The organism is Streptococcus infantis (genome assembly GCF_047463175.1).
Classification (GTDB): domain Bacteria; phylum Bacillota; class Bacilli; order Lactobacillales; family Streptococcaceae; genus Streptococcus; species Streptococcus infantis_AC.
Genome location: NZ_JASHEJ010000003.1, coordinates 326,423 through 348,312, shown reverse-complemented (window position 1 = coordinate 348,312; position 21,890 = coordinate 326,423). Strand labels below are relative to the sequence as shown.

The following is a 21,890-nucleotide window of genomic DNA, read 5'->3' as shown; positions in this document are numbered from 1 at the left end:
AAGGTAAGCCCTAATGTGACTCTTTTAAGTCTTGTATCTTCGCTAACGATTCTCCAAAGGTTAAGAGTCCTTCTAAAATCTCATAGTCTTTTTTATTTCGAATATCAAAAACAACTTCGATTAAACCTTGATTTTCAGAAATATTAGCCTTCAAATTTGTCTGAGAAAGAGCCTGGAAATAATCTTGTGTTAAAAATAGTTGTTGCGATATTTTTTCAAACTGAATGACAAGCTTATTATTCTTTCTTTCTACACGATTGACAAATACTTTATCGAGATATGCTTTGGCTAATCCAATTTCTAAGAGATAGGCAACTACATCTGGATATTCTCCAAATCGGTCTATCAACTCATCCTGTAATTCTTCATAGTTGACACGATTGTCAATCTGACGAATTCTCTTGTAAATTTCAATTTTATGGCGCTCATCTGATATGTACTCATCTGGAAGATAGGCATCAATTTGTAGAATTAACTCAGCATTTCCTTTTTCACGTTTCTTGTCAGTTCCATTTTTCTTAGCAATTGCTTCTTCTAGTAACTGAGAATACAATTCAAAACCAACAGAATCTATAAAACCAGACTGAGAACTTCCTAAAAGATTACCTGCCCCACGAATGGATAAATCACGCATAGCAATTTTGAAACCAGAACCTAATTCGGTAAAACCTTTGATAGCTTCTAATCTCTTTTCTGAAACTTCTGTCAAAGATTTGTCTGGTCGATACATGAGATAAGCATAAGCGATTCGATTACTACGACCAACTCGACCTCTAAGTTGATACAAGGTAGACAGACCCATGTGATCAGCATTTTCGATAAACAAGGTATTGGCATTTGGAATATCCACTCCTGTTTCAATGATTGTCGTTGTTACTAAAATATCATATTCACCTTCGATAAAGTCAAGTAGTGTATTCTCTAAACGAATTTCACTCATTTGACCATGAACAAAACCAATAGAAGCTTCTGGAATCAGTTCTTGTAACTCTGAAACCTTCTTTTCAATCGTGTCAACTTTATTGTAAAGATAGTAAACCTGACCACCACGATCAATTTCTCTCAATACAGCATCTCGAATGACACGATCATTCTGTTCAAGGACATAGGTTTGTACAGGATATCGATTTGTTGGGGGAGTTTCGATGACAGATAAATCTCGAATACCTAGCATAGACATATGTAGAGTTCGAGGAATTGGTGTAGCTGTTAAAGTTAAGACATCAACCTTCTTTTTTAATTCCTTCAAAGCTTCCTTATGTTTGACACCAAAACGTTGTTCCTCATCGATGATGATCAAGCCTAAATCAGCAAATTCAACATCTTTAGACAAAACTCGATGGGTTCCTATCAGGATATCAACTTGGCCTTTTTTTAATTTTTCAAGTGTTTCAGTCTGCTCTTTTTTACTTCTAAAACGACTCAAAACATCTACATTGACAGCAAACTGCTCAAATCTTTCCTTGAAATTACTATAATGTTGCTGAGCAAGAACTGTGGTTGGTACTAAAACAACAACCTGTTTATGATTGTTGACAGCCTTAAAAGCAGCTCGCATGGCCACCTCAGTCTTACCAAAACCAACATCTCCAACTAAAAGTCTATCCATTGGTTGAGAAGCCTGCATATCTTTCTTAATTTCTTCGATACTTCGAAGTTGATCTTCAGTTTCAACATAAGGAAAAGCCTCATCAAAAACAACCTGATCTTCATCATCTTTTGAAAATGCAAAACCTTCAAGTTGACTCCTCTCTGCATATAACTTAATTAAGTCATCTGCAATGTCTTCAACTTGATTTTTAACTTTTTGCTTAGCTTTTTTAAAACGTCCATCGTTTAATTTGTTTAACTTTGGAGCCTTACCGTCACTTGAAACATACTTAGATAAGGTTTGGATTTGTTCTACAGGGATAGAAATTCGATCTCCATTTTGATATTGGATACTTACATAATCTCGGTGAATCCCTTTGAGTTCAATCGTTTCGATTCCTAAATATTGACCAATCCCATGAATTTGATGAACAACATAATCTCCTTTTTGGAGCTCATTATAGTCCTTTAATCTCTCAGCATTACTGATATTCTGTCTTCTATATTTGCGTTTAATCTTCTTTTTGAAAATTTCATATTCAGTGATGAATACAAGATTCTCATCCACAAAATGAAAACCATGACGAAGGTTTCCTTCAACAAGATTGACAGTTTCTTTACAGATTTCACTTTGATTACTATTGTCAACTTTAATGCTATATTCATCAAGAATCGTTGACAGTTTTTTTAGTTCTGTTTGGCTGCTTGATTGAAGAACAATTGTATATTTTAATTTTTTATAGCGTTCAATTTCTTCTTTCAGAAAAGAAAACTGATTGAAGAATTCTTGCATAGGATATTGATTAAATTGATAAAGATGATCAAATTTTAGATTTCCAAGACCTTTTTGAAAATTCGAAAAGAAACTCGCTGGTACATATTTTTTTAATTGATTTTCTACATCAGTAAAATATTGTATATTTGACACAGCTTTACTATTATGTAAATCTTCGGTCAAGTAACTAGCTGTTTCCTTATCAAAAACATCATACTGATTGATAATTTTTTGGAAATCATCAAAGATAATAGGAACTTGATTCAAGTAATCTATCAATGTCCACTGTTTTTTATAAAAAATAGATAAAAACTTGCGAATATCTGCATGAAGAACTTGCTCTTTCGTGCAACTAAAAACTTCTTCTAAATAAGACTTTAAAGTTGGAGAAATAGCTTTATCAATCTCATGTACTAAGAATTTTTGACCACGATGATAATCTTCAGTAGTTAATAAAATATCACTAGCTGGATAGATTAAGACTTGAGATTGACTTTCTTTTGATAATTGTGTATCTGCGTCGAATTCTCTAATCCCATCTATTTCATCACCAAAAAATTCTATTCGGTAAGGAGATAGTTGTGAAGTTTCAAAAATATCTAAAATATCTCCTCGAAGACTAAATTCTCCTTGACTTTGAACTTGCGTAACTTTTTTATAACCAAGTGAAATCAATTGATTTTTTAATTCTCTTTGTTCACATTCTTCGCCAACTTCAAGTTTTAACACACTATTATCAAAGACTTGAGGATCTGGTAAGAATAAACGGCTAGCTGCCATGTTACAAACTAGTATTCCTTTTTGAGATTTATCTCTTAGAAAACGCAATGCTTCAACTCTTGAAAAAATCTTTTCTTGAGACGATACTAAAAATTCTACCATTGGTGAATCATCTACTAAAAATGGATAAACCATATCAGTACCCAGGATAGAAATTAAATCATTTACTAGACGCTCAGCTTCTCCATAAGTAGATGTCATTACTAAAATCTTGTTCTGATTTTTAACACTACTTGCAATAGTTAAAGACTTTGCTGAACCAGAGAGACCTAGTAGTAATTCCCTCTGCTTGAGAGATAAATGCTCATCCCATAATTGTATCTGCTTGTTCTCTAAAAAGAATTCGATTAATGACATTCCCTTACCCATTGTATTTCTGCATTGTTTTTTCAAAGTTTTTCTCTTGTAAATAATAATTTACAGCATCGTCAACCTTGTCAATAGACTGTAAAATACCTATATAGTCATCCTTGTCAAATTTACTCAAAACGTGGTGAACAACAGACATTCCTTTTTTAGGTCTACCGATACCAATCTTTACACGATTGAAAACCTGTGTACCAATATGTTGGATAATTGACTTGATACCATTATGACCGCCAGCTGATCCTTTAGCGCGAAGTCGAATTTTTCCTACTTCCATGTCAAGATCATCGTAAATAATCAGTAAATCTTCGATATCTAAACCATAGTAAGTTAATAAAGCATGAACTGCTTTCCCACTTTCATTCATAAAAGTTGTTGGTTTCACTAGATAAATTTTTTCACCATTAAGGAAAAATGAAGCTAATTCAGCTTGGAATATTTTATCGTGTGTAAAGGATACATTCTGTTTTTTTGCTATTTGGTCAATCAACATAAAACCAACATTATGCTTTGTCTCAAAATATTTATCCCCTGGATTTCCCAATCCTACAAGTAATTTTGTCATTTAAATTTCCTTTCAAAAGCCAAAAGGGTTGGAATTTTTTTCCAACCTAATTGACACTATTAAAAATGTTGATTATACGTTAAAGCGGAATTCCATAATATCGCCATCTTGAACGACATATTCTTTTCCTTCTTCACGCAAGCGTCCAGCTTCTTTTACAGCCTTTTCAGATCCGTATTTAATCAAATCATCATAAGACATAGTTACTGCACGAATAAAACCTTTTTCGAAGTCAGAGTGGATGATACCAGCAGCTTGAGGGGCTTTCATGCCACGTTTAAAGGTCCAAGCACGAACCTCTTTTTCACCAGCTGTGAAGTAAGTTCCAAGTCCAAGTAGATGGTAAGCAGCACGAGTCAACTTATCCACACCTGATTCTGTCAAACCAATGGCTTCAAGAAACTCTTTTTTATCTTCATCGTCTAATTCAGAAATTTCTTCTTCAGCACGCGCAGAAATCACCACTACCTCTGCATTTTCTGTTGCTGCGAATTCACGAATCTGCTTCACATAATCAATAGAATCTGGGTCTCCAACAACATCCTCATCAACGTTAGCTACATAAAGAACTGGTTTCGTAGTCAAGAGGAAAAGACCTTTGACAACCTTTTGCTCTTCATCTGTAAATTCAATAGTACGAGCTGATTTACCGTCTTCAAGGACAGGTTTAATCTTTTGGAGAACGTTAAATTCTGCAACTGATTCCTTATCTTTTTGCGTACGTGCCATCTTTTCCACACGCGCATAGCGTTTATTAACAGATTCTAAGTCAGCCAGAATCAATTCTAGGTTAATGGTATCAATATCTGCTAATGGATCTACAAAAGCATCTTCACGACCTTGCTCACGCATGACATTCTCATCATCAAAGGCACGAACTACATGGACAATCGCATCCACTTCACGGATATTGGCTAAGAATTTATTACCGAGACCTTCTCCTTTTGATGCACCTTTTACAATCCCTGCAATATCTGTAAATTCAAAGGTTGTTGGGACTGTCTTCTTAGGAGTAATCATTTCAGTCAATTTTTGGAGGCGTTCATCTGGAACTTCTACCATCCCAACATTTGGATCAATGGTTGCAAATGGATAATTTGCAGCCTCTGCTCCTGCTTTTGTAATTGCGTTAAATAGGGTTGATTTACCAACGTTTGGCAAACCCACGATACCTGCTGTTAAAGCCATAGTTTCTCAATCTCCGTTCACATTTCAATCTTCAATATTATAACACAAAAAGGGAAAACTTGCTAACCCTCTAACTCCTTGCATTTAGTCGATAATTTTACTCATTTTTCTTTCAAAATCATAGCGACTCATCATGACAACATGATCACAATTACTGCATTTTATTTTGATATCTGCACCTAGACGTGTAATTTCCCAACGATTCGCTTTTTTGCCTGTAGATTTGATTGTACAAGCATGTGGTTTTTTCATTTCAACAAAATTTCCAACTTGATACATACTACTCTCCTTTTCATATTTCTGATTATATCATAAAAGAGGTGAGCTAGGCTCAACCTCTTTAACTTAATTTGTACGAACTGGTGTAATCAGCTGCATGAAATCTTCATCTGTATCAGCTGGTACCAAGGTAAATGGACGAACTGCTGAAATGAAGCTGATTGTTACCTTTTCACTATTCAAGGCTTTTAGTGCTTCAATCAAGTAAGTTGGGTTAAAGCTAATAGTTAAATCTTCACCAGATACAGCAATTGTATCGATTTCTTCGTTTACTTTACCAATTTCAGGAGAATTTACATGAGCTGTAACTACTCCTTGTTTGATTTCTAATTTTACAGTTCCATTTTGAGTAGCACTTGATAAGAGACGTGCACGTTCCATAGATTGACGTAGATTCACAACATCAAAAGTCACTGTCGTATTAAAATCTGTTGGAATCAGACGATCTGTATCAGGATAATTACCTTCTAAGAGGCGTGTATAGAAGCTAATATTTTCGCTTCTAAAGAGAATTTGGTTGTTTGCGAAGAAAATCTCTACTGTTTCGATATCGTCCGTAAAAACAGCTGAAAATTCGCGTAGAGAGCGACTTGGGATAACAACATCAAAATTATCACTATTTTTTTCAAGAGTTAATTTTTTCTGGCTGAGACGATGTGAGTCTGTTGCTACTGTTTTTAATTCTTGATGATTACTTAGGACAAAGTGTACACCAGTCAAGATTGGACGGCTTTCTTGTACACTAGCAGCAAAAGCAGTTTCATTGATAATTTTCTTAAGAAGTTTTGTTTCAAGAACTAGAGGATTACTTGCTGCAATTTCCTGAATACGTGGATACTGTTCGCTGTCTTTTCCTTTCAGAGTAATTTCTGATTTTCCACTTGTTAGTACAATTTGATGTTGTTCAATTTCTTTAAAATCAAGAGTCACATCTGGAAGACTAGAAACAACATTGATAAAGAAAGAAGCTTCTAAAAGAATTGATCCTAAAGAGTTAATCAAAAGACCTGCATTTTCATCTTTTTGAGAAATGAAATTCTCAATTGAAATTTGACCATTTGATCCAATTAATGTAATTCCTTCGTTAGTCACATCAATTTTAATAGTTGATAAAACAGGAATAGCATTTTTTGAACTAATAGCACGTTTAGTAATATTTAATGATTGCAGGAATAAATTTTTATTAATAGAAAAATGAATCATGGAATCTCCTTTATTTATTTTTATTATTAGAAGGTTAATAGTAATAGTAGGCTGTGTGAAATCTGTGGAAAACCAAGTTTAGTTTAGAAAAATCAAGAAGTTATACTTGTTTAAAATTTGTTAATAAATCAGTAAAATTTTAAACACTTATCCACAAGTTATTTAATTTTCTTTTTGATGGTTTCGATTTCTATACGTAATTTATCATCAGTTTCAATCATAGATTTGATTTTTGCATGAGCATGAATGACGGTTGTATGATCTTTACCACCAAATTCTTTTCCGATTTTAGGAAGGCTATTATCAGTTAATTCTCTAGCTAGATACATAGCAACTTGGCGAGCTAGAACAATATTCTGAACACGTCTAGTTCCCTTCATCTCCTTAACGCTCACATCATAAAATTTTCCGACTTCCTCTTGGATTTTTTCAATCGGAATGACGATCATGGTGCTGACGCTTTGTTTTCGAGCACGTATAGCTTCAGATGCAATATCCACAGTTATAGTGTTGATTTGTTTGACTTTAGCCATAAGACTAATATCTTTGAGGGCACCTTCTAATTCACGTACATTTGAATCAAACTGGCCAGCCAAATATTCGATTGTGTCAGGTTGAAAATGATAATCTAAATCCTCTGTTTTACTATTTAGGATAGCGATACGAGTTTCGAAATCAGGTGGAGTAATATCCGTTGTTAATCCCCATGAGAAGCGCGTGACAAGTCGTTCAGGTAGATTTTCTAGTTGTTCTGGCCTACGGTCACTCGTTAAAACAATCTGTTTATTATTACTATGAAGGTTATTAAATGTGTTGAAAAACTCTTCCTGAGTTTGCACTTTATTTCCACTGAGAGATTGAATGTCATCAATAAGAAGGAGATCTATACTTCGATAGGTTTTTTTAAAATTATCCATATCATTGAGTCTTAGATGATCTAAAAATTCATTAATAAAGCTTTCAGCAGGAATATATTTTACACGCGTATTAGGATTTTTTTTGAGAATTTCATTACCCAAAGCATTGAGCAAGTGAGTTTTCCCTAGACCAGGTCCTCCATATATAAACAGAGGATTATAAGTTAGTCCAGGATCTTCCGAGACGGCTAAAGCAGCAGACTTGGCCCAAATATTTCCATCACCTTGGATAAAATTATCAAAAGTATAGATGTCTCTTAATCCTGTTTCTGAATAGGGTATAGATTTTTTAATTTCTTCCTGTTGATGATTACTGTTTTCAACATTGCTTGCTATATCGGAGGTATTAGAATCTTCTTTAGTCAATACATATTGAGCTTTTATTTCAGTGTCATAGATTTGAAAACCGACAGCTACAATAATATCATTGAGTTTTGTACTCCAAACCATTTCCATTTCAGATCTTGGCAAAAATATGGTAGCTACATTTCCCTCAACCTTTATTAATTCAGCAGGTGTTGCGTAGAAATCAAACATTGATCGTGTCAATCTCTCTTTAGCTAATTCTAAAATCTGATTCCAAAATTGTTTTTCTTTCAACAACAAACTCCTCCTTTTCTAAATGGTGTAATCTTAAACACTATTTTATCACATAGCAAGCATTTTTTCCACAACTTGTGAAAAACAATCCACAATGTTTAAAAGATTTATCCACAACTTGTGGATAAAAGGTCTAGATTTTGATTTAATAGACTTTTTCTATACTAATCCAGTGGATAAATATGTGAGTTTAGAAAAATAAAATAACAGCCTTATTTCAGGCTGTTAATAAAACGTTGGTATTCTTCTTGATTATGAAAAGAGATAGTTATTTTTCCTGCCTCTTTTTTTTGAAGGACGATTTGGACATCTAATCCCAACAATTTTTTCAAATTTTCTTCTTCTTCTTTGATAAAGTGATCTTTTTCTTTGCTTTTCTTCTTATTTTTTTCTTCTTTAAGTAGATGTTCCACCTGCCGAACTGATAAATCCTCTTTCTGAATGCGATTGAGTAAATTTTTTTGTTCTTTCAAAGGTAGTTGGATTAGAAGTCTAGCATGTGCTTGAGACAATTTTCCAGTTTCTACTTCTTTTAAAATAAAATTAGGGAGCGTTAGCAATCGAACAAGATTAGTGATATAAGGGCGTGATTTCCCTATTTTTTCAGCAATGTCTGCATGAGTATATCCTTTATCAATTAAAGATTGATAAGCTTTTGCTTCTTCAATCGGATTTAAGTCTTCTCGTTGTAAATTTTCAATGATTGAGTGAACCATCATATCCTGATCAGATAATTTTTTGATGATTACAGGAACTTCTGATAGCCCAGCTGCTATCGATGCCCGATACCGTCTTTCTCCAGCTAGGATTTCATATCCGATAACTGGAGATTGACGGACAATAATGGGTTGAATTAAACCATTTTCTTTAATAGATTGGGCAAGTTCTTGAATCTTTTCTTTTGAAAATTCTTTACGAGGTTGATAGGGATTTTTTTGAATATCACTGATACGAATTAATTTGAATTCTTCCATATTTCTACAGTATCACATCTTTGATATTCTGTAAAGTAGGTTTACAAATATGTAAACTATTGATTTAAATCACTTGTACTCTTATCTAGTTTGATTGTAGTTTTTTCTTCTTTACCATTACGGTAATAAGTTACAGTCATTTCATCTCCAATAGAGTGACTGTAAAGCGCATTTTGCAATTCAGTAGTAGATGAAATCTTGGTATCATCTACTTTTGTGATGACATCATACTGTTGTAAATGTCCATTTGCAGGCATGTTCTTTTGAACAGAACGAACAGCTACACCAGAAGTAACGTTGTCAGGAAGTTTTAATTTTTGAAGGTCAGCTGTGTTGAGGTTTGTTAAGTTAACCATGTGGATACCAAGCGCTGGTCGAGTTACTTTTCCATCTTTTTCTAATTGTTTAATAATATTAATAACATCATTTGCAGGAATAGCAAAACCAAGGCCTTCTACAGATGTTCCACCATTTGAGGCAATTTTACTTGATGTAATACCGATAACTTGTCCCTGGATATTAATCAAAGGACCTCCAGAGTTACCAGGGTTAATAGCTGTATCTGTTTGGATAGCATTCGTTGAAATGGCTTGACCATCTTCAGCTTTCAAAGAAACATGTCTGTTCAAGCTTGATACAATCCCTTGAGTAACCGTATTTGCATATTCTGAACCTAAAGGACTACCGATTGCGATAGCTGTTTCTCCAACAGCTAATTTACTTGAATCACCAAACTCAGCAACTGTAGAAACTTTTTCTGAAGAGATTTTAACTACTGCAATATCAGAATAGGTATCAGAACCAACAATTTCACCTGGGACTTTTGTTCCATCTGCTAGACGAATATCAACTTTTTTAGCGCCATTAATAACGTGAGTATTAGTAACTAAATAGGCAGATTCACCTTCTTTTTTATAAATAACACCAGAACCTTCACTGTTAACTTGCTCAGTATTTGAATCTATATCAGTATCATCAGTTCCAACAAAACCACCTTGAGAGTTTCCTGAATAAGTGATAATAGATACAACAGCATCTTTAACTTTATCTACAGCCTGTGTGGTAGAATTTTCATTTTTCGAAGCAGTCTGAGTGACTGCTGCACTATTTTGTTCTCCACCTCCTTGCTTTTGGTTGAACTGAAGAACAGCCAAACTTCCTAATAGACCACTAAAAAAGCTAATAAGAATAACTAGTAAAAGTTGTCCAATTGTTTTTGAAAACTTGTTTAAGTTTTTCATAGAATCCTCCATATTTGATTAATTAGTGAAAGTATAAGATTATTAACTTAATTCTAACTTAAAAAACTTAAGTTTTCAACAATCTGTGGATAATTGTTGAAAATTTGTGAATTTATTGTGTTTTTCACCTTTTTCATTTGTGAATAAGATGTGAATAGAACACGATTATGGTAAAATAGAAGCATGAAAATTAAACTTGTAACAGTTGGAAAACTAAAAGAAAAGTATCTCAAAGATGGAATTGCAGAATATTCTAAAAGAATATCACGATTTGCTGCCGTAGAAATGATCGAATTAGCTGATGAAAAGACTCCCGATCGTGCTAGTGATTCTGAAAATGAAAAAATCTTGAATTTAGAAGGAAATCGAATCCTTTCCAAAATTGGGGATAGAGAATTTGTTGTCGTTTTAGCTATTGAAGGGAAAACCTTGTCTTCTGAAGAATTCAGTAAACAGTTAGAACAAGCATCTATTAATGGTTTTTCAACCTTAACCTTTGTTATCGGTGGGAGTTTAGGACTCTCTCCTCAAGTAAAAAAGCGTGCGAATCTATCCCTTAGTTTTGGTCGTTTAACTCTTCCTCACCAATTAATGCGTCTAGTTCTTGTAGAACAGATATATCGAGCCTTTACCATCCAACAAGGTTCTCCCTATCATAAATAGGATTGACTATTCTCGATTATTTTGATAAGATAAACTAGTTAGGTCTCATAGCTCAGCTGGATAGAGCATTCGCCTTCTAAGCGAACGGTCGCAGGTTCGAATCCTGCTGGGATCATATACTAGATTTAACGCTGGGGAAACCCAGCGTTTTTTGTAAAAATTGACAGTTCAGGTACAAAAATGTGCAGTTGAGAATGATCACTTATAATATAAATCACATTTTGTATAATAGATTGGTAAGTTCATTTATAAGAAAAACAATACAGGAGACTTTATTATGAAAAACACAGTTAAATTAGAATAGAGGTAGAATTGTAGGAGATTCGAGGTGGAGATAAAAGAGGATTTCAAACACATTCCTATTTTTAGGAGAAAAAAAGGAGTATAAAATGGACATTATAGTAGGAATATTAGATGAATTCTTAACTTGTGTTATTATCAGTAAAATTTATAGTCGAATTTGTGAAATTTCAAAAAAAGAAAGTTATATTTTGGGTTTTCTATTCTTTGTATTTCAACTAATTTATGCCTTTATATTTTCTTTTATAGATTCTGATAAATTAATACTCATTTTACATTATACTTTAAAGAATTTTTATCCAATTCTATTCTATTGCTATTTTAAATTTTTTAAAAAGTATGACTCCTCAAAAAATATATTTTTAAGTTTAATTATTTCACTATTGTATCAAAGTGCTCATACTTTTTTGTCTGTTACTCTATCATCTATTACAGGGGACTTACTTGTAGAACAACATGAAAGATTATTCTTTTTCATCATTAATTTAATTTCCTATTTTGTAATAGATAAAATTATTACCTATTTTAACCTAGAACTTAAATATTTCGATAAAGACTATCTCTATACTTTTTTAAAAAAAGTTATAGTTTCTTGCTTTATTTTACATACTGTACTGTTTATTTCAGATATTGTCAGTATTTTTCCTCATTTAAATAGTTTTAGTAGTATTTTAGCAACAATTGTCTTTATTTGTTTATTACTAATCTTCTTTGCAATGAATGCCAAGAAGGTTCAAGTTGAAAGAGAAATTGCTCTAAATCAGAAAAAATTTGAACAAGAACATTTACAGACATATACAGATGAAATTGTTGGTTTGTACAATGAAATCCGTGGTTTTCGTCATGATTATGCAGGGATGCTTGTCAGTATGCAAATGGCGATTGACAGTAAAGATTTACAGGAAATTGACAGGATTTACAATGAAGTTCTAGTCAAAGCTAATCAAAAATTACGTTCAGATAAGTATACATACTTTGATTTAAACAATATAGAAGATTCAGCTTTACGAAGTTTGATTGCTCAATCTATTGTATATGCCAGAAATAATGACGTAGAGTTTACATTAGAAGTAAAGGATATTATCACAAGATTGTCAATCGATTTACTCGATCTTGTTCGGATTATGAGTGTTTTGCTAAACAACGCTGTTGAAGGTGCTGCAGAAAGTTATTTGAAACAAATGGAAGTTGCAGTGATTAAGATGGATTTGGAGACAGTTATTGTGATTCAAAATTCATGTAAAATCACTATGACACCTTCAGAAGACTTGTTTGAACTAGGTTTTTCTACTAAAGGTAGAAATAGAGGAATTGGCCTTAATAATGTCAAAGAGATTTTGGATAAGTATGAAAATATCATTTTAGAGACAGAGATGGAAGATAGTAAGTTTAGACAGATTATTAGATTTAAGAGAGAGTTTGAATGAAAGTATTAATTTTAGAAGATGTTATTCAACATCAAGTCAGATTAGAAAGAACCTTGGATGAAATTTCAAAGGAATTGAATATTCCTATTTCTTATAAAACAACAGGTAAAGAACGAGAATTTAAGGAATATATCGAAAATGATGAAGTAAACCAGCTTTATTTTCTAGATATTGATATTCATGGCGTTGAGAAAAAAGGATTTGAGGTAGCACAGTTTATTCGTCGCCACAACCCCTATGCAATTATCGTATTTATCACTAGTAGATCAGAATTTGCTACCTTAACTTACAAATATCAAGTATCAGCCTTGGATTTTGTTGATAAAGATATCAATGATGAATTATTTAAAAAACGTATCGAACAGAGTATCTTATATACCAAAAGTATGCTGCTTGAAAATAAAGATGTTGTGGATTATTTTGACTATAATTACAAGGGAAATGATTTGAAAATTCCCTACCATGATATTTTATATATTGAAACAACAGGAGTATCTCATAAATTAAGGATTATTGGTAAGAATTTTGCCAAAGAATTTTATGGTACTATGGCGGATATTCAAGAAAAAGATAAAGATACTCAAAGATTTTATTCTGCTCATAAATCATTTCTTGTCAATGTAGGAAATATTAGGGAAATTGATCGAAAAAATTTAGAAGTGGTTTTTTATGAGGATCATCGTTGTCCAATTACCCGTCTAAAGGTACGGAAATTAAGAGATATTCTGGAGAAAAAATCTAAAAAGTGATTGACAATTAGTAAGAAATTGATATAATGGTTATATCTGCTACAGATAGATGGTCCGTTGGTCAAGGGGTTAAGACACCGCCTTTTCACGGCGGTAACACGGGTTCGAATCCCGTACGGACTATATTATCCGCCATAGCTCAGTTGGTAGTAGCGCATGACTGTTAATCATGATGTCGTAGGTTCGAGTCCTACTGGCGGAGTTAAACAAAAAGAACACCATTGGTGTTCTTTTTTTGTCTCTAATTTGCATCTCCCAACATTTTCATAAGAAAGTTTGTCATTTCTTGTGGACTTTCTTTTTTTCCATGAGCAATCCAGGTTTGGCATACACCAAATAGTGCGTTTGTTAGATAAATACTGCTATACTCTAATTCAATATTGTTTAAATTTAATTGCATAAAGCGTTTTTGGAGGTCAGTGCTAAGCATAATGTGAAGTTTATTTCTCAGGAAGTTTTGTATCTCTTTTGTACCATTTTCAGATAGAAGAGCAGCTAGTAAAGGTTCAGACTCTAAGTATTCAAACACTTCTAGAATAGCATCTCTTTTATGATTTGCATGTTTTTGAAAAATATACTCAAAGGTATGAAAAAGCTTACTTTGGTACTGTTCAATCATATCATACTTATCTTTGTAATGAGTATAAAAACTAGAGCGACTAATTCCAGCTTTTTCTGCCAGTTTAACGGTGCTAACTTGATCAAATGGTTGTTCCATTAATAATTGAACCATGGCGTTCTCAATAGTACGTTTAGTTTTTAAGCGTTTGTTGCTCTCTTTCATAGTTCCTCCTCATGAACAAAAATAGACGTAGTGTCCAAATATAGTGATTTTGACTTGTAAATAAGAATTTTTAATGTATAATCTATTATATCAAAATTTTAGACAATATGTGTAAAAAAGGAGACAATATGTTTAAAGAATGGAAAGCAATTTTTAAAAAACCAACCTTTATCATTGTAATGATAGGGATTTCTCTTATTCCTGCTTTATACAACATCATATTTTTATCATCTATGTGGGATCCATATGGCAAATTATCTGAGTTGCCTGTAGCGGTCGTTAATAATGATAAAGAAGCATCTTATAATGGAAACACAATGACTATTGGAAAAGACATGGTGTCCAATTTAGAGCAAAATAAATCATTAGATTTTAATTTTGTCAGTGAAGAAGAAGGTAAGAAGGGTCTAGAAGATGGTGATTACTATATGGTAGTAACTTTACCAAGTGACTTATCTGAAAAGGCTGCTTCTATTCTATCAGATCACCCAGAACAAATGAATATCAACTATCAAACTTCTAGCGGGCATAGTTTCATTGCAAGTAAGATGAGTGATTCTGCCATGACACAGTTAAAACAGAATGTTTCTGCTAATGTAACCGAAACCTATACGAAAGCTTTATTTCAAAAGATGGGAGATTTAAAATCTGGTTTAACGAAGGCAGCTGATGGAAGTGAACAATTGGCCAATGGGGCTAGTCAGTTAGCTGTAGGAAGTCAGACATTGTCTTCTAATCTTGATACTTTAGCTAGTTCAAGTTTAACCTTTTCTGATGGCACAAATCAATTCACAAAAGGGTTGACAACGTATGTAACAGGAGTAAAGCAACTGAATAGTGGCTTAGGTACATTTAATGATGGTTTACAGAACTATACAAGTGCAGTTTCACAGGTTGACACTGGACTTAATCAATTATCTTCCAAGACTCCAGAATTAGTAGCAGGTGTCAATCAGCTAAATACTGGAATGAAGTCATATGTAGGAGGAGTTTCGCAACTGAATACAGGTTTCAATCAATTTTCAGTTGGTGTCAATGCTTACACAAGCGGTGTTGACAAACTATCTATTGGGGCAAATCAATTATCTAGTCAATCAGATACATTGAGAGACGGTATTACCCAATTAAATAAAGGGATTAAAGAAATTTCGACTCAATTGAATACTTCATCTCAACAAAAAGAGGAAATCACTCAATTAGCAACTAGTTTAGATGAATTGAATAAAGCACTTCAAGCTGTAACTATTTCAGATAATACTGAACTTAAAAGTACAATATCTAATGATTTAGCGAATATATCTACTCTTGCTCAAACTATTGTGACTAATAGTCAAACAGAGCAAGAGAAAACTCTTACCAATCTTCAAGCAACAGCAACTTATCAATCTCTTACTGATACTCAGAAACAAGAACTGACTGCAGCTGTTTCAAATAATTCTAATTCTACGATAGAGTCAGCAAAAGCAATTTTAACGACGGTAGGAGATTTAAAAGAAAATTTGGGAAGTGTAAACCAACCAGTCTCTAATCTTTCTACTTTACAGACTAAAGCAAATCAAGTATTACCTGTGGCGTCTAGTTCCTTGACATCTATGTCAAGTGGATTTACACAGTTGCAAAATGCTGTAGATAATCAGTTAGTTCCTGGAAGTCAATCGATTGAAAATGGAGTTAATGATTATACTAAAGGGTTGGATACTATTTCTTTAGGTGTAAACCAACTAAGTGAAAAGAATACAACTTTAACAACAAGTTTGAATCAATTGGTTTCTGGATCAAGTAAGTTGACAGAAAACTCTTCAACCTTGACAACTGGTTTGGATTCGCTAGCTGGAAAAACTCCAGAATTAGTAACAGGTATCGAAAAACTCTCATATGGTTCTAGCCAATTAAATAGTAAGAGTTCAGACTTAATTGCAGGACTGAATAAAATACAGTTAGGTTCTAGTCAATTAACAGATAAATCAAGTCAATTGCTTTCAGCTAGCTCTCAGTTGGAAAGTGGAGCAATGAAAATTGCTGATAGCGCTGGAAAACTAGCAGATGGTGGAACAACTTTAACTGCTGGTATTGAAAGTTTGCAAGTAGGAGCTACAGGACTAGGAGAAGGATTAAATAGTGCTAGCAATCAACTAAAAACAGCATCAACAGAGTCTAATAACGCAGAAGTATTATCTGCACCCTTGAGTCTTTCAAAAACAGACAATGATCAGGTTCCTGTAAATGGGATTGCTATGGCTCCTTATATGATATCTGTTGCCCTCTTTGTTGCTGCGTTATCAACAAATATGATTTTTGCTAAGTTACCTTCAGGTCGTCATCCTGAAAGTCGTTGGGCTTGGGTTAAATCTCGTTTCGAAATAAATGGAGTTATAGCTGTTTTAGCAGCTGTCTTAGTCTATGGAGGAGTTCATCTTATCGGTCTAACGGCAAATCATGAAATGAGAACCTTGTTCTTAATCATCATCGCAAGTTTGACCTTTATGTCTATGGTAACCGCGTTAACGACATGGAATAGTCGCTTAGGTGCTTTCTTCTCTCTTATTTTACTATTATTACAATTAGCATCAAGTGCAGGAACTTATCCACTTGCTTTGACTAATGATTTCTTTAAGGCTGTCAATCCTTGGTTACCAATGAGTTATTCAGTTTCAGGATTGAGACAAACGATTTCTATGACAGGGAATGTTCATTATCAGGTAATTTTCCTTCTCGTAACTTTAGTTCTATTCATAGGATTAGGTATGCTTGCTTATCAACCTAAAAAACTGGAAGAAGATTAAAAAAATCGACCAATTTGGTCGATTTTTTATGTGCATGAATCTTGTCAAGAATTTATAAATCTAATAATAGAATGTTTCACGTGAAACAATGAATATGTTGAATAGAATCAGATTGACAGAACTATCAACTAAAAATTCATAAGAAATAAAAAAACTCAGTTGGATTCCCAACTGAGTTTTTAAGTTTTACCTAATCTTTCCAAAGTTCTTTGACTTTTGCTTGAACTTCAGCATTTTCTAAAAATTCATCATAGGTTTCATCAATACGATCGATGACGCCGTTTTTAGATAAGACAATAATGTGGTTAGCCAAAGTTTGAATAAACTCATGGTCGTGACTGGCAAAGATGATGGACTCTTTAAAGTTTTTCAATCCATCGTTCAAGCTTGAGATAGATTCCAAATCTAAGTGATTTGTAGGATCGTCAAGTACAAGAACGTTTGATTTTAAAAGCATGAGTTTTGAGAGCATCACGCGCACTTTTTCTCCCCCTGACAAGACGTTTACAGGTTTGTTAACCTCGTCTCCAGAGAAGAGCATACGACCTAGGAAACCACGCAAGAAAGTGTTGTCATCTTCTTCTTTACTTGCGAATTGACGGAGCCAGTCAAGGATAGATTCACTGCCAGCAAAATCAGCTGAATTGTCTTTTGGCAAGTAAGAGCGACTAGTTGTAACTCCCCACTTGACAGTCCCTTCATAGTCAATTTCACCCATAATGGCACGAATCAAGGCAGTTGTTTGGATGTCATTTTGTCCGATAAGAGCTGTCTTGTCACCTGGACGCAAGATGAAGCTGATGTTGTCAAGAATAGTTTCACCGTCAATCTTTACAGATAGATTCTCTACTGTCAAGAGGTCGTTCCCAATTTCACGTTCAGCTTTAAAGCTGATAAATGGGTATTTACGACTAGAAGGAACAATTTCCTCTAGCTCAATCTTGTCAAGCATTTTTTTACGTGAAGTTGCTTGTCTTGATTTAGAAGCATTAGCAGAGAAACGAGCAACGAATTCTTGAAGTTGTTTGATTTTTTCTTCTGCTTTAGCATTACGGTCTGCTAGTAGTTTAGCAGCAAGCTCAGAAGACTCCTTCCAGAAGTCGTAGTTTCCGACATAGAGTTTGATTTTTCCAAAGTCAAGGTCAGCCATGTGAGTACATACTTTATTCAAGAAGTGACGGTCGTGGGATACGACAATGACAGTATTATCAAAGTCGATTAGGAAATCCTCTAGCCAAGTGATGGATTGAATATCCAGACCATTGGTTGGCTCGTCCAAAAGAAGGACATCTGGTTTACCAAAGAGGGCTTTAGCAAGGAGAACCTTTACTTTGTCGCCATTTGCTAGTTCACTCATATTTTGGTAATGAAGTTCTTCTGGAATATTCAAATTTTGTAATAGTTGTGAAGCTTCACTCTCAGCTTCCCAACCACCTAGTTCAGCGAATTCTCCTTCAAGTTCAGCTGCGCGAACACCATCTTCTTCTGAAAAATCTTCTTTCATATAAATGGCGTCTTTTTCTTTCATGATGTTGTATAGTTTTTCATTACCCATGATAACAACATCAATAACACGCTCATCTTCGTAGTCAAAGTGATTTTGACGAAGTACTGAAAGACGTTCGTCTGGTCCAAGAGAGATATGGCCAGTTGTCGGTTCAATATCCCCAGCTAAGATTTTTAAAAAGGTTGATTTTCCAGCACCGTTGGCACCAATCAAACCATAGGTATTTCCTTCTGTAAATTTGATGTTTACATCATCAAAAAGTTTACGATCACTAAAACGTAGTGAAACATCAGATACTGTTAGCAAAGTTTTTCTCCTATTATATGTAATACTCTAATTCTACTAGAAAATCATCAATTATTCAAATTTTTATTTGTCAATTTTTTGTAAATAAAGTTGACAACCCCTTTACGATTGAAAGGGGTAACATCTCTATTGTTTCAATAAAAAAATTATCTGTCTTTTTATTAAAAAAATGCTATAATTGAAAGGACCATATCAAAGGAGAATAAGATGAGTAAACCCATTATTTTAACAGGAGATCGCCCAACGGGGAAATTACATATTGGGCACTACGTTGGTAGTTTGAAAAATCGTGTCTTACTACAAGAAGAAAATAAATATGACATGTTTGTTTTTTTAGCTGACCAGCAAGCACTAACAGACCATGCAAAAGATCCACAAACTATTGTAGAGTCTATTGGGAATGTTGCTTTGGACTATCTTGCAGTGGGATTAGATCCTAATAAAGCAACGATTTTCATTCAAAGCCAGATTCCAGAATTGGCAGAGCTCTCTATGTATTATATGAACCTAGTTTCATTAGCTCGCTTGGAACGAAATCCAACCGTAAAGACTGAAATTGCTCAAAAAGGCTTTGGTGAAAGTATTCCAACTGGATTTTTAGTTTATCCAGTTGCGCAAGCAGCAGATATTACAGCATTTAAGGCTAACTTGGTTCCAGTAGGGAATGATCAAAAGCCGATGATTGAACAAACACGTGAAATTGTGCGTTCTTTCAACCATGCCTATAACTGTGATGTTTTAGTAGAACCAGAAGGAATTTACCCTGAGCACGAAGGTGCGGGACGTTTACCAGGTCTTGATGGTAATGCCAAAATGTCGAAATCACTTAATAATGGAATTTACCTAGCTGATGATGCAGATACTTTGCGTAAAAAAGTAATGAGTATGTATACAGATCCAGACCATATTCGTGTTGAGGATCCAGGTAAGATTGAAGGAAATATGGTTTTCCATTACTTGGACGTATTCGGTCGACCTGAGGATGCTCAAGAAATTACTGAAATGAAGGAACATTATCAACGTGGAGGCCTTGGTGATGTTAAGACCAAACGTTACCTACTTGAAATCCTAGAACGTGAACTTGGTCCAATCCGCGAACGTCGCCTAGAATATGCTAAAGATATGGGTGAGGTTTATAATATGCTCCAAAAAGGTAGTGAAAAAGCTCGAGAAGTTGCTGGGAAAACACTATCAGAAGTAAAAGCTGCAATGGGTCTAAATTACTTTCACTAATGGATAAAATATGAACTATAAAACTATTTCTTCTTTAAAATAAGAGGGATAGTTTTTTATTTATTCTCTTATAAATTTAATTGACAAATTTTCATAGAATGGTATGATAGATACAATACAAAAAGCGTTTAGCTCAATAAAGGAAGAAAAGAGGAAACTTCAATGTCTAATTGGGACACTAAATTTTTGAAAAAAGGTTTTACCTTTGATGATGTATTGCTAATTCCAGCAGAGAGTCATGTTTTGCCTAATGATGCGGATTTAACAACAAAATTAGCAGATAACTTGACTTTAAATATCCCAATTATTACAGCTGCAATGGACACTGTAACAGAAAGCCAAATGGCCATTGCAATCGCGCGTGCAGGTGGACTTGGAGTTATCCATAAAAATATGTCTATCGAACAACAAGCAGATGAAGTTCGTAAGGTAAAACGTTCTGAAAATGGTGTTATCATTGATCCATTCTTCTTGACTCCTGAACATACAATCGCTGAAGCAGATGAACTCATGGGCCGTTACCGTATCAGTGGTATCCCAGTGGTTGAAACTCTAGAAGACCGTAAGTTAATTGGTATTTTGACCAACCGAGATCTGCGTTTCATTTCTGACTACAACCAACCAATTTCAAAACACATGACTAGTGAAAACCTAGTTACTGCTCCGGTTGGTACAGATTTAAAAACTGCTGAGAGTATTCTTCAAGAACACCGTATTGAAAAACTACCTCTAGTTGACGAAGAGGGTCGTCTTTCTGGTTTAATCACCATTAAAGATATTGAAAAAGTGATTGAGTTCCCAAATGCGGCAAAAGATGAATTCGGTCGTCTTCTAGTTGCAGGTGCGGTAGGTGTTACTTCTGACACATTTGAACGTGCAGAAGCCCTTTTTGAAGCAGGAGCTGATGCTATTGTTATCGATACTGCTCATGGTCACTCAGCGGGTGTACTTCGTAAAATCGCTGAAATTCGTGCTCATTTCCCAGACCGTACACTGATTGCTGGGAACATCGCTACTGCTGAAGGTGCGCGTGCTCTTTATGATGCAGGTGTTGACGTTGTTAAAGTCGGTATTGGCCCAGGTTCAATCTGTACAACTCGTGTTATTGCTGGTGTAGGAGTTCCCCAGGTAACAGCAATTTACGATGCAGCAGCAGTTGCTCGTGAATATGGTAAAACAATTATCGCTGATGGTGGAATCAAATATTCTGGAGATATTGTAAAAGCCCTTGCTGCTGGAGGAAACGCAGTGATGCTCGGATCAATGTTTGCAGGAACAGATGAAGCTCCAGGTGAAACTGAAATCTTCCAAGGGCGTAAGTTCAAGACATACCGCGGTATGGGTTCAATCGCTGCTATGAAAAAGGGTTCAAGCGACCGTTACTTCCAAGGTTCTGTCAATGAAGCAAACAAACTCGTTCCAGAAGGAATCGAAGGTCGTGTTGCTTATAAAGGTGCAGCAGCCGATATTGTTTTCCAAATGATTGGTGGTATTCGTTCTGGTATGGGTTACTGTGGTGCTGCTAACTTAAAAGAATTACATGACAATGCTCAGTTTATCGAAATGTCAGGTGCGGGTCTAAAAGAAAGCCATCCACACGATGTGCAAATCACTAATGAAGCACCAAACTATTCAATGTAATAAAAAAATCTCCCGTTTA

At 34.4% G+C, this 21,890-nt stretch carries 16 protein-coding genes and 3 tRNA genes; 9 read left to right on the top strand and 10 right to left on the bottom strand.

Features of this window, described 5'->3' with window-relative positions; genetic code table 11:
* Positions 1–10 precede the first annotated feature (10 nt).
* The 8 genes from mfd to QM859_RS07890 form a co-directional block, all read right to left on the bottom strand.
* Positions 11–3,514, bottom strand: a complete 3,504-nt coding sequence (mfd, locus tag QM859_RS07925; protein WP_414262725.1) for a transcription-repair coupling factor — start codon at positions 3,512–3,514, stop codon at positions 11–13.
* On the bottom strand, positions 3,507–4,076 hold the full coding sequence (gene pth, locus QM859_RS07920; protein WP_414262712.1) for an aminoacyl-tRNA hydrolase: 570 nt from the start codon (positions 4,074–4,076) through the stop codon (positions 3,507–3,509). Before pth ends, mfd begins: the two co-directional genes overlap by 8 nt.
* Before the next feature lie 72 nt (positions 4,077–4,148).
* Positions 4,149–5,264 (bottom strand): redox-regulated ATPase YchF, encoded by a 1,116-nt coding sequence (gene ychF / locus QM859_RS07915; RefSeq protein WP_195184356.1) that lies wholly within the window; start codon positions 5,262–5,264, stop codon positions 4,149–4,151.
* An 84-nt stretch (positions 5,265–5,348) separates the two neighbouring features.
* Complete coding sequence (locus QM859_RS07910) at positions 5,349–5,543, bottom strand: DUF951 domain-containing protein (protein ID WP_004250933.1); 195 nt, start codon at positions 5,541–5,543, stop codon at positions 5,349–5,351.
* A gap of 66 nt (positions 5,544–5,609) precedes the next feature.
* The gene (gene dnaN / locus QM859_RS07905; RefSeq protein ID WP_414262711.1) at positions 5,610–6,746 is read right to left on the bottom strand and encodes a DNA polymerase III subunit beta; all 1,137 of its coding nucleotides are present in this window, start codon (positions 6,744–6,746) and stop codon (positions 5,610–5,612) included.
* A gap of 158 nt (positions 6,747–6,904) precedes the next feature.
* Positions 6,905–8,263, bottom strand: coding sequence for a chromosomal replication initiator protein DnaA (gene dnaA / locus QM859_RS07900; protein WP_254724810.1), 1,359 nt, complete (start codon positions 8,261–8,263; stop codon positions 6,905–6,907).
* Between the two features lie 212 nt (positions 8,264–8,475).
* A complete protein-coding gene (locus QM859_RS07895; RefSeq protein ID WP_414262710.1) occupies positions 8,476–9,237 on the bottom strand; it encodes a ParB/RepB/Spo0J family partition protein in 762 nt (253 codons plus the stop codon).
* Positions 9,238–9,293: 56 nt separating this feature from the next.
* Entirely contained in the window at positions 9,294–10,478 is a 1,185-nt protein-coding gene (locus tag QM859_RS07890) for a S1C family serine protease (protein WP_414262709.1), read from the bottom strand.
* Positions 10,479–10,661: 183 nt separating this feature from the next.
* On the opposite strand from QM859_RS07890, the gene rlmH reads away from it, so the two are divergent.
* From rlmH to QM859_RS07860, 6 genes are all read left to right on the top strand, one after another.
* Positions 10,662–11,141, top strand: a complete 480-nt coding sequence (gene rlmH / locus QM859_RS07885) for a 23S rRNA (pseudouridine(1915)-N(3))-methyltransferase RlmH (RefSeq protein ID WP_004250943.1) — start codon at positions 10,662–10,664, stop codon at positions 11,139–11,141.
* 41 nt (positions 11,142–11,182) lie between these two features.
* Positions 11,183–11,256: transfer RNA gene (locus QM859_RS07880), tRNA-Arg, on the top strand.
* A gap of 274 nt (positions 11,257–11,530) precedes the next feature.
* The gene (comD, locus tag QM859_RS07875) at positions 11,531–12,868 is read left to right on the top strand and encodes a competence system sensor histidine kinase ComD (protein ID WP_414262708.1); all 1,338 of its coding nucleotides are present in this window, start codon (positions 11,531–11,533) and stop codon (positions 12,866–12,868) included.
* The gene (gene comE, locus QM859_RS07870) at positions 12,865–13,617 is read left to right on the top strand and encodes a competence system response regulator transcription factor ComE (protein ID WP_004250949.1); all 753 of its coding nucleotides are present in this window, start codon (positions 12,865–12,867) and stop codon (positions 13,615–13,617) included. The genes comD and comE overlap by 4 nt, the downstream gene beginning before the upstream one ends.
* A gap of 51 nt (positions 13,618–13,668) precedes the next feature.
* Positions 13,669–13,740: transfer RNA gene (locus tag QM859_RS07865), tRNA-Glu, on the top strand.
* Between the two features lie 5 nt (positions 13,741–13,745).
* Positions 13,746–13,819 (top strand) — tRNA-Asn (locus tag QM859_RS07860).
* Between the two features lie 39 nt (positions 13,820–13,858).
* Here QM859_RS07860 and QM859_RS07855 read toward each other — a convergent pair.
* Entirely contained in the window at positions 13,859–14,401 is a 543-nt protein-coding gene (locus QM859_RS07855) for a TetR/AcrR family transcriptional regulator (RefSeq protein WP_247922302.1), read from the bottom strand.
* Positions 14,402–14,529: 128 nt separating this feature from the next.
* Between QM859_RS07855 and QM859_RS07850 the strand changes: the two genes are divergently transcribed.
* Positions 14,530–17,184 (top strand): YhgE/Pip family protein, encoded by a 2,655-nt coding sequence (locus QM859_RS07850; protein ID WP_414262707.1) that lies wholly within the window; start codon positions 14,530–14,532, stop codon positions 17,182–17,184.
* Between the two features lie 190 nt (positions 17,185–17,374).
* Here the strand turns inward: QM859_RS07850 and QM859_RS07845 are convergent, their stop codons facing one another.
* Positions 17,375–18,997, bottom strand: a complete 1,623-nt coding sequence (locus QM859_RS07845; RefSeq protein WP_006152836.1) for an ATP-binding cassette domain-containing protein — start codon at positions 18,995–18,997, stop codon at positions 17,375–17,377.
* 207 nt (positions 18,998–19,204) lie between these two features.
* Between QM859_RS07845 and trpS the strand changes: the two genes are divergently transcribed.
* Both trpS and guaB read left to right on the top strand, forming a co-directional pair.
* Positions 19,205–20,230: a tryptophan--tRNA ligase gene (gene trpS, locus QM859_RS07840; RefSeq protein ID WP_414262706.1), complete on the top strand. Its 1,026-nt coding sequence runs from the start codon at positions 19,205–19,207 to the stop codon at positions 20,228–20,230.
* A gap of 162 nt (positions 20,231–20,392) precedes the next feature.
* Positions 20,393–21,871: an IMP dehydrogenase gene (gene guaB, locus QM859_RS07835; protein WP_414262705.1), complete on the top strand. Its 1,479-nt coding sequence runs from the start codon at positions 20,393–20,395 to the stop codon at positions 21,869–21,871.
* Positions 21,872–21,890: the final 19 nt, after the last annotated feature.